15 protein-coding genes are annotated in these 17,238 nt (G+C 60.5%); 10 read left to right on the plus strand and 5 right to left on the minus strand.

What is annotated here, in order from left to right; genetic code table 11:
- Positions 1-205: 205 nt before the first annotated feature.
- Positions 206-1,288 (minus strand): GlxA family transcriptional regulator, encoded by a 1,083-nt coding sequence (locus M2401_RS33190; RefSeq protein WP_259111123.1) that lies wholly within the window; start codon positions 1,286-1,288, stop codon positions 206-208.
- 98 nt (positions 1,289-1,386) lie between these two features.
- Between M2401_RS33190 and M2401_RS33195 the strand changes: the two genes are divergently transcribed.
- The 8 genes from M2401_RS33195 (at position 1,387) to M2401_RS33230 (ending at position 8,224) form a co-directional block, all read left to right on the plus strand.
- Positions 1,387-2,256 (plus strand): ABC transporter substrate-binding protein, encoded by an 870-nt coding sequence (locus tag M2401_RS33195; RefSeq protein ID WP_259111125.1) that lies wholly within the window; start codon positions 1,387-1,389, stop codon positions 2,254-2,256.
- Positions 2,257-2,412: 156 nt separating this feature from the next.
- Entirely contained in the window at positions 2,413-3,201 is a 789-nt protein-coding gene (locus tag M2401_RS33200; protein ID WP_259111127.1) for an amino acid ABC transporter ATP-binding protein, read from the plus strand.
- Entirely contained in the window at positions 3,201-3,857 is a 657-nt protein-coding gene (locus M2401_RS33205; protein WP_259111129.1) for an amino acid ABC transporter permease, read from the plus strand. The genes M2401_RS33200 and M2401_RS33205 overlap by 1 nt, the downstream gene beginning before the upstream one ends.
- Positions 3,854-4,543, plus strand: coding sequence for an amino acid ABC transporter permease (locus M2401_RS33210; protein ID WP_259111131.1), 690 nt, complete (start codon positions 3,854-3,856; stop codon positions 4,541-4,543). Before M2401_RS33205 ends, M2401_RS33210 begins: the two co-directional genes overlap by 4 nt.
- The gene (locus M2401_RS33215; protein WP_259111133.1) at positions 4,540-5,967 is read left to right on the plus strand and encodes an amidase; all 1,428 of its coding nucleotides are present in this window, start codon (positions 4,540-4,542) and stop codon (positions 5,965-5,967) included. The genes M2401_RS33210 and M2401_RS33215 overlap by 4 nt, the downstream gene beginning before the upstream one ends.
- Entirely contained in the window at positions 5,967-7,199 is a 1,233-nt protein-coding gene (locus M2401_RS33220; RefSeq protein ID WP_259111135.1) for a D-amino acid dehydrogenase, read from the plus strand. Before M2401_RS33215 ends, M2401_RS33220 begins: the two co-directional genes overlap by 1 nt.
- Before the next feature lie 5 nt (positions 7,200-7,204).
- Positions 7,205-7,561 (plus strand): RidA family protein, encoded by a 357-nt coding sequence (locus tag M2401_RS33225; protein ID WP_259111137.1) that lies wholly within the window; start codon positions 7,205-7,207, stop codon positions 7,559-7,561.
- 321 nt (positions 7,562-7,882) lie between these two features.
- Entirely contained in the window at positions 7,883-8,224 is a 342-nt protein-coding gene (locus M2401_RS33230; RefSeq protein ID WP_259111139.1) for a carboxymuconolactone decarboxylase family protein, read from the plus strand.
- An 18-nt stretch (positions 8,225-8,242) separates the two neighbouring features.
- Here the strand turns inward: M2401_RS33230 and M2401_RS33235 are convergent, their stop codons facing one another.
- The 3 genes from M2401_RS33235 to M2401_RS33245 form a co-directional block, all read right to left on the minus strand.
- Positions 8,243-8,908, minus strand: coding sequence for an NAD-dependent epimerase/dehydratase family protein (locus M2401_RS33235; RefSeq protein ID WP_259111141.1), 666 nt, complete (start codon positions 8,906-8,908; stop codon positions 8,243-8,245).
- A 222-nt stretch (positions 8,909-9,130) separates the two neighbouring features.
- A complete protein-coding gene (locus M2401_RS33240) occupies positions 9,131-9,994 on the minus strand; it encodes an oxidoreductase (protein ID WP_259111143.1) in 864 nt (287 codons plus the stop codon).
- A 79-nt stretch (positions 9,995-10,073) separates the two neighbouring features.
- A complete protein-coding gene (locus tag M2401_RS33245) occupies positions 10,074-10,646 on the minus strand; it encodes a TetR/AcrR family transcriptional regulator (protein WP_259111145.1) in 573 nt (190 codons plus the stop codon).
- Between the two features lie 317 nt (positions 10,647-10,963).
- Here M2401_RS33245 and M2401_RS33250 point away from each other — a divergent pair, with 317 nt between their 5' ends.
- Positions 10,964-12,358, plus strand: coding sequence for an MFS transporter (locus M2401_RS33250; protein ID WP_259111147.1), 1,395 nt, complete (start codon positions 10,964-10,966; stop codon positions 12,356-12,358).
- Here M2401_RS33250 and M2401_RS33255 read toward each other — a convergent pair.
- Positions 12,352-12,885, minus strand: coding sequence for a phospholipase D family protein (locus M2401_RS33255; protein WP_259111149.1), 534 nt, complete (start codon positions 12,883-12,885; stop codon positions 12,352-12,354). The genes M2401_RS33250 and M2401_RS33255 overlap by 7 nt on opposite strands.
- A gap of 249 nt (positions 12,886-13,134) precedes the next feature.
- On the opposite strand from M2401_RS33255, the gene M2401_RS33260 reads away from it, so the two are divergent.
- Positions 13,135-17,217 (plus strand): deaminase domain-containing protein, encoded by a 4,083-nt coding sequence (locus M2401_RS33260; protein WP_259111151.1) that lies wholly within the window; start codon positions 13,135-13,137, stop codon positions 17,215-17,217.
- Positions 17,218-17,238 lie beyond the last annotated feature (21 nt).

Below are 17,238 nucleotides of genomic sequence, written 5' to 3' on the forward strand. Positions count from 1 at the left end.
CGCCGGATAGATTGCAGCAAGCCATTACACGCATCAAAAACAGTATTGCAGAAAAAGGGGGAACCATAGATGTGGGAGCGAATTCATTCGCGAAGGGGCCAGTACATTCGACGCGTTTGTCTGGTCTTCACTATCGTTTTCGCGAATGAATTCGCTCCCACAACAGCCACCCAGCCGATCATTTCCATCCTGCACCAAGTTTGGCTCATAAAAGATCGGCCAACTCATCCTTCTCCAGCGCCCGGCGCAATTTGCCCGGCGACAAGCCAAAGGCACTCTGGAACTGGCGAATGAAATGCGGCGCATCGGCGAAGCCGCATTCGAAGGCAATCTCGCCAATCTGTCGGTCCGAGCTGACCAGCAGCCAACGGCCGAAGCGCAGGCGTACCTGGCGGTAGAACTGCGCCGGGGTGTTGCGGGTTTCGACCACGAAGATCCGTTCCAGTTGGCGCTTGCTGGTGCCGACCAGTTGCGCGATGGCTTCGATTTCCAGAGGCTCGGCCATGTGTTTTTCCATGAGCATCACTGCTTCATGCAGGCGGCGGTTGGACGAGCTGGCGTAGCCCAGGGCCTTGCGTCGGTCGACGAAGCTGCTTGAGGTGTTCTTGGCCACGGTCATCTGGTGCACCACCTTGCCCGCCCGGTCCGGCCCACAGTGCAGACCGATCAGGTGGATGGCCAGTTCCAGCACGGAAATGCCCCCGGCGCAGGTGATGCGGTCCTTGTCGATCAGGAAGTCGCTGTTGGTGACGAAACGCAGATTGGGGAAGCGCTGTTTCCAGTCATCGCCGTGATAGGCATGCACACAGGCCGTGCGTCCCTCCATCAGGCCATTGCGCGCCAGCACGAAACTGCCGGTGCACAGGCCGATCAGCGGCACCTTGGCGGCGGCCGCCTGATGCAGGAAGGCGGTGTAGCTTTTCGGCACCTGGTCCAGGGTATCCATCAGGCCACCAATTACCGCGATGTAGTCGAAGCGCTCGGGGTGGCTCAGGTCGCTGTCCACCGGCACGTCGAGGCCGCTGCTGGACAGCACGCGCTGACCCGGCGTGCCCAACACCTTCCATTGGCAGCGGATCGGCCGACTCTGGTCGCCGATATCGGCGGCGTGGCGCAGGGCGTCGGTCAGGCCGGACAACGACAGCAGGGGAAAGCGCGGCCACAGCAGGATGCCGATGGACAGTTCGCTGCCGCCCTTGCGCTGGCTGCCGCTGCCAGGGCGGTCCTGATCCAGTTGCGCGACGAGCTTTTCCGGTGCGCCTTGCGGATGTCGCAAATGTTCAATCATTCGTGCAAACCGTCCAACCGTTAATGCCTGCGATCCTACTACGATGGGGCCACTGCCAAACATCCTGTTGTCCATAAGAGTTGATCGAGGAGCGGTTCATGAAAAAGTCCCCTGTACTACGTTTCAGTGGTTTATGCGCCGGTTTACTGGTGTCTGTACTGGCTTCGCTCCCTGCACTGGCAGTGGAAACCGTGGAACCGGGCAGCCTGACCATCGCCTTTAGTGGCGATATGCCAGGCACCGGTTATCAAGATAGCAAGATGGTTGGCTATGATGGCGAGATCCTTCAACAAATTTCCGAGAAACTGGGGCTCAAGGTCAAACCGGCATTGATGGAGTGGTCCGGGACCATCGCCTCAGTGCAGGCCAAGCGCGTCGATGTCATGGCCGGGACCATGGGCTGGACCGAGCAGCGCTCGAAAATCATGGCCCTGAGCGACCCGATCCACTACTTCAAGAACGGCATCACACAGACCGACAAGACCGACTGGCACAGCCTCAAGGATCTGGAAGGCAAGAAGGTGGGGACCATCACCGGTTTCTCCTTCATTCCTGAAATGCGCAAGATCCAGGGGCTGACGGTGTCCCTCTATGACACCTCGGACGCCGCTGTACGCGACCTGCTGTCCGGGCGTATCGACGCGGTGATCGGTGATCCTCCGGTCATGCAGTACGCCATTTCCCGCAACGAACAATGGCACCTGCGCTTCAACGCCTTTACTGACAACAACCCGGACTTCCCGCTGCTGACCGGTCTGGGCCAGGTGGTGTTCGGCTTCAACAAGGCCAACCCGGCCCTGGTAGCGGCGGTCAACGAGCAGATCCAGGCCATGTGGAAAGCCTGCGAGATGCGCAAGATCGGCGCCCGCTACGGCCTGACTCAGGACGTCTGGTATGTGCCTGAAGGCAAGGACCTGCGCCTGGGCGTCGACCGTCCTGCGGACTGGACATTGCCAGGTTGCAAGTAAATACCATCGGGATGTCTGACTGACTTTGTGGGAGCCGGCTTGCTGGCGATGGCGGCGGATCAGTCACAGAAGCTATTGCGAGCGCTTCGCACTCGATCGCCACCAAGGCGGCTCCCACAAGTTACCGCAAATTCCAAATAAAAGAGGTGAGCCAAGATGTCGATCCCACCCGAACCTTCCTTGCTGCGCGTGCACGAACTGCACAAAAACTATGGCGACCTGGAGGTCCTCAAGGGTATCAGTCTGGACTTGAAACCCGGTGAAACCCTGTCCCTGATCGGCCCCAGCGGCTCGGGCAAATCCACCTGCCTGCGCTGCATCAACTACCTGGAAAAGCCCACGGCCGGGGAGATCTGGCTCGGTGACGAGCTGATCGGCCAGGTCAGGAACGGTCAGCGCAGCCGCCTGCTGAGTGATCGCGAGATGGCTCCGCAGCGTCGGGAAATCGCCATGGTCTTCCAGCTGTTCTACCTGTGGCCGCACCTGAACGTGCGGGACAACGTCGCCCTCGGCCCGATCAAGGCCCAGGGCATGCCGCGCAAGCAGGCGTACGAGCTGGCCGAAGCAATGCTGGAAAAGGTCCACCTGCGGCACAAGGCCGATGCCTTTCCCGAGCAACTGTCCGGTGGCCAGCAACAGCGTGTGGCGATTGCCCGGGCGTTGGCGCAACAACCGAAAGTCATTCTGTTCGACGAGCCGACCTCGGCCCTCGATCCGGAGCTGGTCGGTGAAGTATTGGCAGTGATTCGCGAGCTGGCCGAGGAGGGCCGCAGCATGATCATGGTCACCCACGAAGTGCGCTTTGCCCGTGATGTGGCCGACCGGGTGATCTTCATGGACGGCGGCCATATCGTCGAGCAGGGCCCGTCGGCGCAGGTGATCGACCATCCCCAGCATGAACGCACCCGCAGTTTTCTCGGGCGCGTGGCCCTGGAGAGTGCTTGATGGCCAACCTGCAAATCTTTCTCGGCCTGCTGCCGCTGCTGCTCAAGGGCGCACTGACGGCACTGGAAATCGCTTTGTGTACGCTGGTGCTGGCCAGTGTCGGCGGTTTGCTGCTGGCCATCAGCATGACCTTCAGCCGCTCGCGCATCGTCCACGGACTGATCGCCTGCTTTATCGAATGGATGCGCAACGTCCCGGCCCTGGCCCATCTGTTCCTGATCTATTTCGGCCTGTCGTACCTGGGCATCAACCTGCCGGCCTGGCTGGCGGCGATTGTCGGCCTGAGTCTGGTGGGCAGTGCGGTACTGGCCGATATCTTTCGCGCCGGGCTGCAATCGCTGCATGTCGGCCAGCATGAGGCCGGGCTGGCTGTTGGGCTTGGTCACGGCCAGATCCTGCGCTACGTGCTGCTGCCCCAGGCCTTGCGCGCAGCACTGCCGGCCTTCGCCAACTACGTCACGCAACTGATCAAGGACACCTCCATCGCCTCGGCCATTGCCGTGCCGGAGATCATGTTCCTGGCCCGTAATCTGGTGACCTCGACCTTCCAGACCTCGCTGATCTACCTGGCAGTGATGTGTATCTACGCCGCGATGATTGTGCCCATCGGCCTGGCTTTTATCCGCCTTGAACGTCACTGGGGGGCGCCGCGATGATCAGTTTTTTCATGCAGTACCCGGAGTACTGGAGCGACTGGAGCATTCGCCTGTGGCAGGGCGCGCAAGTCAGCGCCGAGCTGTCTCTGACCGGTTTTGCCCTGGCGGCGCTGCTCGGTTCGTTGCTGGCCTGGGCCATGAAAAGTACCAGTGCCTTGCTCAAGCGCTGCGCGGTGTTTTTCATCCAGGCCATGCGCGCCGTGCCGTTGCTGGCCTTGCTGCTGGCGCTGTATTTCGCCTTGCCGAGCCTGGGCCTGACCTTGTCTGGCTATTGGGCCGGTGCCCTGGGCCTGGGCCTGCAAGGAGCGGCCTATATCGCCGAGATTCTGCGCGGCGGCCTCGATGCCTTGCACCGTGGCCAGCGCGAAGCGGCCATCGCCACCGGCCTGACGCCCTTGCAGGCGTTCACCGCGGTGATTCTGCCCCAGGCGATTCGCGGCATGTTGCCGCCGCTGCTCAATGCCTATGTATCGATCCTCAAGGACAGCTCCTTGTGCGCCCTGATCGCCACCGATGAGCTGATGCTGGCGGCCAAGGCCATTGCCTCGGAAAGCTTCCTGCCCATGCACATCTTCCTGTTGGTCGGGCTGTTCTATTTCGTTATCGCTTTCCCTCTGTCCTTGCTGTCCCGCGCTTTGGAAAAGCGTTTCTCACGGGGCCGCAAAACCCTTCGAGGTCAATCATGAGCCACCTGGATCACATCACCTCCTACAGCATTGGCCAGTTGCAACAGGCCCTGGCCAGCGGCGCCCTGAGCAGTGAAGCGCTGGTGCGGGCGCAACTGGCACGTATCGAGCGCTTCGACGGCCAGCTCAATGCCTATGTCGAAACCTACGCTGCGCGTGCCCTGGACGCCGCCATCGCCGCTGACCGCCAGCGCGCCGCCGGGATCCGCCTGGGGCCGCTGCATGGGGTACCGGTGGCGATCAAGGACCTGTTCGAAATTGACGGCCAGGCCATTACCGGTGGCTCTTTGGCCGAGGCGCCGCGTATTTCCAGCCTGACCGCCACTGCGGTGCGCCGTCTGGAACAGGCCGGGGCGATTGTGTTGGGCAAGACCCACACCGTGGAATTTGCCTTTGGCGGCTGGGGCACCAATGCGGTGATGGGGACGCCGTGGAACCCTTGGGACCGTAATGTCCATCGCGCGCCGGGCGGCTCCAGCAGCGGTTCAGCGGTGGCGGTGGCCAGCGGTCTGGCAAGTGCCGCGCTGGGCACTGATACCGGTGGCTCGGTGCGGATTCCGGCGGGCATGTGCGGATTGGTCGGGCTGAAAACCACTCGTGGTCTGATCAGCCGCCATGGCCTGATCGAACTCTGCCCGTCACTGGATACCGTAGGCCCGATCACCCATACCGTGGAAGACGCCGCCTGGATGCTCGATGCGTTGTCGGGGCCGGACCCGCTGGACGCGGTATCGGCAAGGGCTCCAGTGGTCAGCGCCAGTGCCGGGCTGAACCGGCCGGTGGCCGGACTGCGGCTCTGGGTGCTGCCCGAAGCCGAGCGCGCCCAGATCGCTCCCGGCGTACTGGCGGCCTACGATAAAGGCCTTAAGCAATTGGCGACGTTGGGCATGCAACTGGTGGAGCAGCCGTTGCCGTCGTCTCTGGATTACTGCATGGGTGTGGCGGGCGGGCTGATGAGCGCCGAGGGCTATGCCAACCTGGGCGGGCTGTTCGAGCGCGAGGGCCTGCGTTTCGACCCTCATGTGCAACGTCGGGTACTGAGCGGCAAGGCCATTGACGCCGCCGCTTATATCAAGCTGCACAACCAGCGCCGCGCCGCCCGTCAGGCGATGGAAGAGGCCATGCTCAACGTTGACGCCTGCGTGTTCCCGACCAACGCCATCGGCAGCGTGCCTTTGGAGCAGGTCGACGAGTACGGCACGCCCCTGGCTCTGCTCGGGCGTTTCGCCAATCTGTTGAACCTGTGCTCGGTGGCGTTGCCCATTGGTTTCGATGAGCAACACATGCCGGTGTCGATGCAGATCGTCGGTCGCGCCTTTGCCGAACCGCTGATCCTGCGTATCGGCCATGCCTATCAGCAGATCAGCGACTGGCATCGGCAACGGCCTGCGGGCTGGGACCTGGTGGATAAGGACGTAGCGTAATGAATATCTGTGTGGTGGGTGCGGGCATCGTCGGGCTGAGCAGCGCCTGGTTCCTGCACAAGGCCGGGCACCGGGTCACGGTGATCGATCAGGCGGCGGGGCCGGGCATGGGCGCCAGCGCGGGTAACGGTGCGCAACTGAGCTATAGCTACGTGCAACCGTTGGCCGACCCGTCGTTGCTGCCGGGCATTCCGGGGCTGTTGCTGGACCGCAGCGGGCCGTTGAAATTCGCCCCGCAGTGGAGCGTCGAGCAATGGCGCTGGTGCATGGAATTTCTTGCCGCCTGTCGTACCTCGACCTCGCGTGAGACGACGGTGGAGCTGCTGCAACTGGCGCAGGAAAGCCGCCGGGCGGTCGATGCCTTTATGGCCGAGGAGCAGGTCGATTGCGACTTTGCCCGCACCGGCAAACTGGTGCTGTACCCCGATGCGGAAGGCTTGCGCAAGGCTGGCGAACAGGTGAAGTTCCAGGCCGCCCACGGTGCCCTGCAACATATCCTCAGCCCGGCCGAGACCCTGGCCGTGGAACCGGCCCTGGCGGGTTATGCCAGTCAGTTTCATGGCGCGATTCATACGCCCGGCGAGTGTTCGGTGGACAGCCGCAAACTGTGTCAGGAACTGGCGCGCTTGCTGGCGGGGCAGGGCGTGCCCCTGTATTTCGACACCAGGGTGCAGGCTATTGTCCGTGACGGCCGACGCGTTCGGGCCTTGGCGGTAGAGCATCTCAGCGAAGGACCGCGACAGATCGAAGCCGATGCCTTCGTGCTGGCGGCCGGCGCTTTGAGCACGGGACTGTTGGCACAGGTCGGCACGCGTATTCCGGTTTACCCGCTCAAGGGCTACAGCATTACCCTGCCGATTGATGCGCAAGTGACGGCACCGATGGTCAGTGTCACCGATATGCGCCGCAAAACCGTGTTCGCCCGCATCGGCTCGCGACTGCGTGTAGCGGGCATGGTCGAGCTGACCGGGCTGGATGCGACGATCCCGAAAGAGCGTATCGAGCAACTGCAGGCTTCCACTCGGGCGCTGTTCGGTGCAGGCTGGCGCGTCGAAGATTGCCAACCCTGGACCGGCTGGCGTCCGGCGACCCCGACGGGTCGCCCGGTGGTGTCGGTCAGTGGTTGCGACAATCTCTACATCAACAGCGGCCAGGGCGCCCTGGGCCTGACCCTGGCCTTTGGCAGCGCACAGCGCCTGGTGCGGCTGATCGATCCTCATTTCAAGGAGTAGTACTCATGTCCAAGATTCAACGTCTGCAGAGCAATGCCCGCATGTCCGGCGCCGTGATCCATGGCGGCGTGGTGTACCTGGCGGGCCAGGTCCCGAATGACCTGAGCCTGCCGATCAAGGAACAGACTCAACAGGTACTGGCCAAGATCGACGGACTGCTGGCCGAAGCAGGGAGTAACAAGGGGCAACTGCTCAGCGCACAGATCTGGCTGAAAGACATCGACCGTGACTTCGCCTCGATGAACGAAATCTGGGACGCCTGGCTCCCTGAAGGCGGCGCGCCGGCCCGCGCCACCGTCCAGGCCGACCTGGCCAAGCCGGAAGTGTTGGTGGAAATCATGGTGGTGGCGGCGCTGGGCTGATTGCCTGGGACTGAGGCGGGTGAGATTCAGTAGGCGCGAGTAGAGGACGTGCAGTTTGTGGGAGCGAATTCATTCGCGAATAGGGCGGTAAAATCGGCATGTCTCTGCCGTCTGAAATACTGCTTTCGCGAATGAATTCGCTCCCACAAAAACAACAGTCAGTTCCTGCTAAAGCCGTGTCGACTAGAGTGAATAAGACGTCGACACCCTGCATTTGCGAGTTTCGGACAAGAAGTTGAGCGTATTGCGAAAGTTCGACAAGCGCCGTCGACGGACACTGTGTGTGTTGTCGATGCCGTCTAATTTTCTGGAGATACCCTCATGTTCAGCAACTGGTCCGATCTCGTTCTTACCGTGAAAAAATCCTTTGGCTCCCTGGCCAAGAGCAATCCGAAAATGGTCGCCGCCTATGGTGCCCTGGGTGATGCCGCCGCCGAAAACAATGTGCTGGATGCCAAGACCCGGGAGCTGATTTCCCTGGCCGTGGCCATCACCACTCGCTGCGACGGTTGTATCGGTGCCCATGCCGAAGCCGCGATCAAGGCCGGTGCCACCCGTGAAGAAGTGGCAGCGGCCCTGGCCACGGCAATCTCCCTGAATGCCGGTGCTGCCTATATCTATTCCCTGCATGCTTTGGAAGCCTACGACGCGCTGAAAAAGTGACTGTCCCCGACAGGGATATCACTGCGCAGCAGCGTTGATATCCCTGGCATACATCACCTGCTGCGGTGCGCCACGTCGCGCCACATTAAGCATGGCCTGGCCGATCACCCCGGTGCTCAGCACAGTGTTCGGCAGCAGCCAGTGCAACAGCGAAAACAACGGTCCAAAGACACTGATGATCAAGCGATACATCGGGGTCTTGGACTTTTGTCCGTGCAGCGGCTTTATGGCGCCGGGACGGAACAGGTACACCGCCTTGAATGGCAGGCGCAGCAGGGCGTTCTCCGCCTTGCCCTTGACCCGTGCCCACATGCTGCGGCCCTGTTCACTGCTGTCGGTGCCCGCGCCCGAAACGAACACGAAGGTCATTCGGGGATTGAGCCGGGACAGGGTTTGCGCCGCTGCCACGGTAATGTCATAGGTCACGCGGCTGTAGTCGCTTTCGTTCATGCCCAGAGAACTGACTCCCAGGCAGAAGAAGCAGGCATCGATACCGCGCAGACGGTCTTCCAGGTTGCTGTAGTCGTATAGATCGGCCTGCACGATGTCTTCCAGTTTGAGATGGGACTGGCCGACCCCAGTGCGACCGACCGTGATGACCCGCTCGACATCCCTGGCCGCCAGGCATTCGTGCAAGACACCCTGGCCCACCATGCCGGTGGCGCCGAATAAGAGGATTTTCATGGGCTTACTCCGATACAGCATGTTTGTGGGAGGAGCTCTAAGAGCGAATATTGTTGGCGCGAATCTGCGGGAGCGAATTCATTCGCGAAGAGGCTGGTACATCCGATAGATATTCGTCGTCTGCAATGCCGCTTTCGCGAATGAATTCGCCCCCACAACGCCCATCTCACAGGACACGCTCCTACAGAATTGTGCTTTCACCTTTTTGGTCACACAGTTTTGTTATTCCACTGGCAACTCAGGCACCGGCGCCGTAGAACTGAGATCGGTGAAGGCAGTGACCGCCTTCCAGCGTTCAGCCGCCGCCGAGCGTGCTTCTTCCACTGGGGTCAGGTACTGCAATGCATCGCTGCCCAGCAGCAGGCGCAGGGGCGGTTGCGCGTGATCGGCGATCTTCAGGACGACCTGGGCCACGCGATCCGGATCGCTGTTTTCCTGGCCGGCGATATTGCGCAACAGCTCCTGCAAGGCGCCGACGCTTGGCTGATAGTCGGCCATTACCGGCTCATCATGACCACGGGCACGCACCGCCCAGTTGGTACGCATGCCGCCCGGTTCCAGGGTGGTGACCTGCACGCCCAGGGGCTTGAGCTCGGCCGCCAGTACATCGGAAAAACCACCCACGGCGAACTTGGCCGACTGATAGGCGCTCAAGCCTGGCATGCCCATGCGGCCACCCACCGAGGAAATCTGAATGATGTGCCCGGCGCGCTGCTGGCGCATGACCGGAACAGCGGCGCGGCTGAGATTGACCACGCCGAAGAAGTTGGTCTCGAACTCGAGGCGGAAGGCTGCTTCGTCGGTTTGTTCGAAGGCCTGCATATGCCCATAACCGGCGTTATTGACCAGCACATCCAGGCGGCCGAAGGCGTCGACGGCCGCTTGCACGGCGGCCTTGGCGGCTTGCGGATCGGTGACGTCCAGCTCAAAAGTGCGGATCTGTTCGCCGTAACGCTGAACCAGATCGTCAAGACGTTGCGGATCACGTGCCGTGGCCAGCAGGCAGTCACCGGCGGCAAGTACCGCTTCGGCAATATTGCGGCCCAGGCCACTGGCACTGCCGCTGATCAACCAGACTTTAGACATGAAGGTATCTCCTGTTGAATTGCAGTATATGAGTAAGTAAGCACTCATTTATTGGGTAAATAAAAACGGGGTGAAACGCTCAGTCCCTGGCAATTGCATTCCAGTACGCGACGAAACCGGCTTCGCGGTAGCGCTCCGCCTGTTCCGGTGCAAGGCTCATGAAGTCCATGGTGGTCTCGGCCAGGCTGCGCATGATGGCCGCAGTGAAATCCACCGGTTGATCGCGCAACACGCCGCAGTCGACGCTCATCTGCAGGGCCTCGCCCAGTTCCCGGAAACCTTCCTGCCCGGCTTCACGGCTCTGCGGCGTGAGACGGTCTGACATCATCAGCAGGGCCATGACCTTGCGCTTCTGCGGCTGGGCCACGCCCCAGTCCACGTAGATGCACCAGGTGTGATGCAGGCGTGCCTTGATGCTCTGGTCCCGGGGGAAGCCCGGCAGCATGATGTCGCGCAGCTCGACCTTGAGCTCCAGATACAACTGGTTGAGCAACTCGTCCTTGGTCTCGAAATAGTTGAACAGCGTACCCTCGGCCACGCCCGCGCCCTTGGCGATCTTCGCTGTCGGCGCACCCAAGCCCAGCTCGGCAAAGATATGCAGGGCGGAGTCGAGGATGGCGTTGCGCTTGTCTTCGCTTTTCGGACGGGCCATGGACGAGCAGGGCTTTTAATAAGTGAGTAAGCGCTCATTTATACGCCCGCCGATCAATAACTGCAAACTTAATTCGTTGGAGCGAGGCTCGCCCGCGAAGAGGCCAGTACACTCAGTACATCTGCTGAGCCTTGCAGATCGCTTTCGCGGGCAAGCCTCGCTCCTACGGGATTGTGCGTACCTTGTGGGAGCCGGGCTTGCCCGCGAATGGATTTTCAGCCGTAAAGAATATGTTGGATGTGCCGACCTCTTCACGGGCAAGCCTCTCTCCAACGGAATAGAATCCCCGGTGTATATCTGCCCCGGAGCCCTCTGCAATGCCCATTTCCCGCTCGACCGCCATCGCCTCTCTGGTGGCCGTGACCTTCTTCATGGAAAACCTCGACGCCACGGTGATCGCCACCGCGTTGCCGGAAATGGCCCGCACCTTTGGTGTTGGGGCGGTAGACCTGAATATCGGCATGAGCGCCTATATGCTCGCTATCGCCATCTTTATCCCGATCAGTGGCTGGCTCGCTGACCGCTTTGGGTCGCGGCTGATCTTCGGGTCAGCCATCGTGCTGTTCACCCTTTCGTCGCTGCTGTGCGGCTTGAGCACGGGGTTGGAGAGCTTTGTGGGCGCACGGATATTGCAGGGCATCAGCGGGGCAATGATGGTGCCGGTGGGGCGGCTGGCGGTGCTGCGTGGCACCGAGAAGAAGGACCTGGTGCGGGCCATTTCGGTGATCACCTGGCCCGGTCTGGTGGCGCCGATCCTCGGCCCGCCCTTGGGGGGCTTTATTGTCACCCACAGCAGCTGGCCGTGGATTTTCTACCTTAATCTGCCATTGGGCCTCGTCGCCCTGATCGCTACAGTGATCCTGATCCCCAAACATAACGAGACGACAAGGCGCAGTTTCGACTTGATGGGTTTCGTCCTGACCAGCAGCGCCGGCGGGGCTTTTCTCTATGGGGTGGAAATGCTCGGCCAGCGTCAGCACAGCCTGTGGACCGGCTTGGCCGTGACCGCCCTGGGCCTGTTGCTGGCGGCCGTTGCCTGGCGCCATATGCGACGCCGCGACGAGCCGTTGCTCAACCTCGATGTGGTGGCGGTGCAGACCTTCCGGGTCAGCCTGTTCGGCGGTTCGCTGTTTCGTATCGCCATCAGCACCTTGCCGTTCCTGCTGCCGCTGATGTTCCAGCTGGGCTTTGGCTTGTCGGCGTTCGATGCGGGTTTGCTGGTGCTGGCGGTATTTGCCGGCAACCTGGCGATGAAGCCGTTCACCACCGCGATCATGCAGCGCTGGGGCTTCCGCCCGGTATTGTTGGTCAATGGCGTGCTTGGCGTCCTGGCGATTGCCGCCTGCGCCTGGTTCGACGAAGCCGTGGGCTGGCCGCTGATCCTGTTCATTCTGTTTGTCGGCGGGCTGTCGCGCTCGATGCAGTTCACCGCCTACAACACCCTCGGTTTTGCCGATATCAGCAAACCACGGATGAGTGATGCCTCGACCCTGTTCAGCATGTTCTTCCAGCTCAGCATGGGCCTCGGGGTGGCTATCGGTGCCTTGCTGCTGCGCGGCGCCATGCTGGTTCATGGCAATGGCGGGGCGGTCGCCACCGCCGATTTCCAACTGGTATTTCTCGGTGTGGCGCTGATTGCCGTGCTGGCGATGCTCGATAACCTGCGCTTGCCCAAAGACGCAGCGCAGGCGGTGCTACAGAAAAATCAGTAAGCCGGCGCCAGGGTCTCGCCTTCGCTCCACAGCTTCTCGAAGTCTTGGGTGTAGCTGGCGGCCAGATCAGGCACGCCGCGCAGCAACAGGGCGTTCTCGGCGTTTTTGGTGGCGGCGGCCTGGGTGTAGTTGAACGAACCGGTCTCGACATCGGTGCCGTCGATGACCATGAACTTGTTGTGCATGATCGCGTACTTGCCGTTCAGGCGTACCGGCACGTTCTTGTTGGCGACAAAGGTCGTGGCGGAGTACTTGCCGCTGTTGCCACGCTTGTCGGCAACCAGGCGTACATCCACACCGCGCCCCTTGGCGTCAACCAGTGCAGTCGCAATGGGCTTGCTGGTGAAGGAATAAGCGGCCATGACAATGCTGTGTTTGGCGTGGGAGATAGCATCGATGACCACGTCCTGGGCCGACTGTGCGCCGATTTTCGGCGAGAAACCGACCACCGCATCCGAGGCGGCGAACGCAGCAGGAATCAGAGAAAACGACAGGGCAGCGGTGAACAGGACAGCAGAAAGGCGCATGGGGCAATCTCATGATCGAGTGACTGAAGGGCGTGGATCAATGCGTATGTAATATTTGCTTACATCCGCATCGACGCCGCGCAGGGTAGCACTTCCCGGCCGGATATCCAGAGCTTCAGAACGTCCTGAGTCGCAGAAAAAACCTACTTACCGCGTCGACTTTGCTGATTGAAAAAGACTCGTTGGTTCGATTCCGTTTTTCCAGTGTCAGCCACTTTTTTGCTCACTCGGACTACTGGAATCTTGAACATGGCCAATGACCCTTCTGCGGATTCACCGCACATTTTCGAACCTCTGCCAGGCATCGCCTGGCTGACTGACGCCGTACCGTATATGGCGAGCTGGAGTAGCGTCGATAACGCTGAATCGCTGTTTCAGGTAGTGGGCCTTGATAACGCGGCACTCGCCGTGAGTCAGAGCGCTCACGACAGGTGGATTGCCCTGATGCAAACGCAGCCATTCCAACGTTTTTGCCAACCCCTGTTAAAACGCATGGACTGGTACAGCGGTGAGCAGGCTTCGCCACGGATCAGCCAGGCCTTGCTTGGCCGGGCGATCATCGAGCGGTTTTGTATCGGCGCGGCGAGCGATGGCTTTCTTGAACAACTGTTCCCGAACAGGGATATCACTCAATACAACCACGTGAGGTTGCTCGAAGAGGTCGCGGACCATCTCGCTAAATGCAACGCCGGGGCGAGTGCGCCGACCCTGGCAATGCTCAAGTATCTGCTGCTGCGGGAGCTGGCACCGGAGTTGCTGGTCCGGGAGGTTGCCGATCACTTCTGCTATGGCCGTTCGTTGCAGAGTGTGGCGCTTGTCCAATGCGCCAGGTTTCTGCAGGGGGTCGCGCCAGAGACGTTGCCGCGCCTTAAGTATGAGGAGCTACTTGATGTGGGGCAGTCTCTGTCGCAGTCGAGCGATCCTGTCGTACAGAGGGCCTGGGCCAGGGCCGCGATTGTTCCTGCCCTGCGTTATGCCCAGGCCCATGGCGCTGTCACGCTGGATCGGGGCATTGCCCAAGCAGACCTGGCCCAGACCCTTCAGGCGCTGGAGTACCTGAAGAAACAACAGGACTTGCATGCCCAGGCGCTACATAGCCTGTTGGCCATCAAGCCACCGGATCGAAAAAAACTCGCCCACACGCTGCTGCACGCCGCTGCCGTGCCTTCATGGCTATGGCCGCAAGGGGTAAAGGTCGATCATTGGCCGGTGCTGCAGGCGCATGGCTTGAGTCTTGCCGGGTCATACGAATGGGATCACTGGATCACCGAACTGGCAGGCAAGCGTTTGGCCACGGTGGAAGAACTGGTGATGATGGGCGAGGTTTGCAAGGCGGGTAAGCCGGCCGTCCCGCAGCGCTATGAGCAGGCGTTCGCGACCTTCAAGGAATCCCTGATCGCTGCGAAGGCCAAGGTCATCGAGCGCCTGCTGGCAGAGATGCCCGATGCCGACCAGACGTTGCTTGCCCACTATACCTGTGAGGTCAGCCGGGTCATTTTCGACAAGGAGCAAGCGCTTCAAGGGCTGTTCATCCGGTGTCAGCCGGGCGATCGGCGCGTCGACTTTCATGACCACTCTCATGCAGTTGAAGTCTTTTTTGAAATTATCCCCGCAGCTGGCGTCGCTCGACGCATCGCCAATCGATTCGAGTATCGTGTGGAGGATAGCGAGTCAACGGGCATTCTCAGTCCCATTCAGGCAATACATCATCATGAAGAGCACGCACTGCATGTGGTCCAGGCTGAGGTGACACCCTTGGTGGCGCTGGACAGCGATGCCTACCTGCATGGCACGGTGTCCCGTTCCTCGAAGTCGCCGCGCCATCCGCTCAAAGGAACGCTACAGCCTGCGGCGCAGCTGGTCTTTGTCGAAGATGGCAATGTGCAGAGCATGCGCCAGCAACTGGCCAAGACTGCTGCCGCACATCTGCTGGCACCGACCCTTGAGCAACTGCAGAGCCAACATCTGCATCAGACCGACTGGGAGCAACTGTGGGCCCATGAGCGGCAGGTCGCCGATCAACTTGCCCGCCTGTTCGTTCCCTTCTATGGCTGCATTGCCGACCTGCGCAAAGGCGATCACTCGGCGGGGGTGATCTTCAACTGCGCGCTGGACGCAGTGGTGACCCTGGTGCCCATGGGCCAGTTTCTGCGCTCCACGGCGATTCTTGTATTGCGGGCGGGGGAGTTGAGCGTGCTGTCCGCTGCCCGCTCGCTCGGCACGGTGCTGGGCCGGCTAGGTATTGATATTGCCCGGCAGACCACGGCCCTGGGCTTCGTCGATCTGCTCAAGCCCGGCGTGCGCCTGTCGCGGTCGCTGTGGGAGGGGCTGTTCGTCACAGTACCGACGCTGCGCCAAGCCATCAGGCACCCTGAATGGCTGCTCGATGGTGTGGCATTGAGCAAAGGTGAACGCGCCACCCTGGATGGGTTGCCCGGCATCGCTGCACGCAATATTGGCAGTGCCGAAACGGCCGATTACCGCGTGCTGGACCCTTACACCGATCAGGTCTACGGCAAACGCCTTGCGCTTATCGCTGACAGGTCTGGCATCGAATTGTCATCGGCCGAAAGCATTACGCCCGGCCATTACCCGCCTGTGATACCCGCACGGCTGACGGAAGAGGGAGGCCATGAAATGTGGATCGACCGGGGCTGCCAGACTCGGGTGATCGAACGGCGCGAGAGGGTGTTCGATATTCTGGTGGGTGACAGGGTTTATCGTCTTGATAGCGGTGCTGAGCATGTGGCCTTGCGCAGGTTGGATGTGGCGCCTTCGTCTATGAGCGAATCCGGGTTTGAGGAGGCCGAAGTCCTCTGTCGTCCGAAGCGGGATCTTGAAGAAACGGCCTGCACAAGCGGGATCAAACTGGTCAGTAAAGTTCCGCAATTGCTCGATACCGTGCGTGATCATCTGGGCAGCAATATCAGTTGGGCGTTCGAGGGGCGCGAGCATCGTCTGTTCAGGCTGGTGGCCTGGGAGAATCCCGCACAGACAATCGATGTAATGATCAATGACGGCAAGGTCTGCAAATGGGTACCGCCCGTTCGCCGCGTGCCGGGGACTCTGGCTGCCCTGACGGAAGAAGAGCGTGAGACGTTTCTGGTGCCTGATACGGTGGTATATCGCGACACCTTCGCAGGGCGGTTATCGATGCAGTTGCGCTTGGGGTTTCGGCCTGACTTTCAGTTTGACGAGGCGGTCCTCAATCATGATGTACCCGTGATTGAACTGTTCAGTATCGCCAATGGCATTGGTGATGCCCGGACATTGAGAGGCATCAGGCTAAGCCTCACCACTCATGAGGTGATAGTCGTCGAGCCGGATACCGGAGTGTTCTATTGGGCGATGGAGCAACAGACCTCAGACGAAGCTGGATTGAGTTTTAATCGGTTGAAGTTGCAGAGCGAGACCGACCGGGAGCTGATTGATGAGTATCTGACCGTGCGCGACCAATACCGCCTGGCCCGCAAGGAGCCTCAAGCTATCCAGTACCGCGAGAATCTTGCACGCTTGCTTTTCGACATGTTGGGGCCTGAAGAAAGAGCTGTGATGCCCTTCCTGCAGTTATACCGGCTGGATACTTATGAGCAGTACGTCCTGTGGTGCAAATTCGAGCACAAAGAGAACGAACTTCTCAGCTACGCCTCTCGGATTCTCACTGGAGACATGGAGCAGAAAAACTTCGTTGCCATGACGAAAGCGTTCATTGGTGATTTCAAACCGCTTATCGAGCGATCAGAAGAAGAGCAGCGAGCGATTGTTGATGTGCTCAATAATCTATTGCCTGTGCAGAATCCGAAGAAGCTCTGGATTGAGTTGGACCTGCACAATATTGCAGCTCAAGAAACAAAGGATTTGATCAGAGGGCAGACCGGAGGCAGTAACGTGGCCTTTGTTTCTATCACCACGCAAAACGGCGACAGGGCAGTGTATTACGCTCTGGCAGCAGGCAAAAAAGCCAAACGTCTAAAACTGCAGGTGGAATCCGACGGCCCTGAAACACTGATTGACGGTGTTGCGTATCGCGATGCCCGAGCGATCACCCGCGATAGAGGTCCTGATCCGGATTTCGTCAGCTTGCCGGTGACGCGAAGTGCCGAGTCGCTGGTGGTTGATGATTTTCCACGTCACTTGGACGCCGAGCGCCTGCTGGCAACGGTTGTTCGAGCCGATATGGAGGGTATAGCGTTGCGCAGTATCAACGTCTTTACCTTCCTGGACACCTGTCCGTCCTGCGGTGGTTTTGTCCTGCCGCGACTGAAGCTGGATTTTCCTGGCGTACCCTTTTCGGTCACCTACCTGTCCGAGTACGTACCGCGCAGGGCCTGACTCATGTGCCCCGGCTGTTTT

Source organism: Pseudomonas sp. JUb42, assembly GCF_024807945.1.
Classification (GTDB): Bacteria; Pseudomonadota; Gammaproteobacteria; order Pseudomonadales; family Pseudomonadaceae; genus Aquipseudomonas.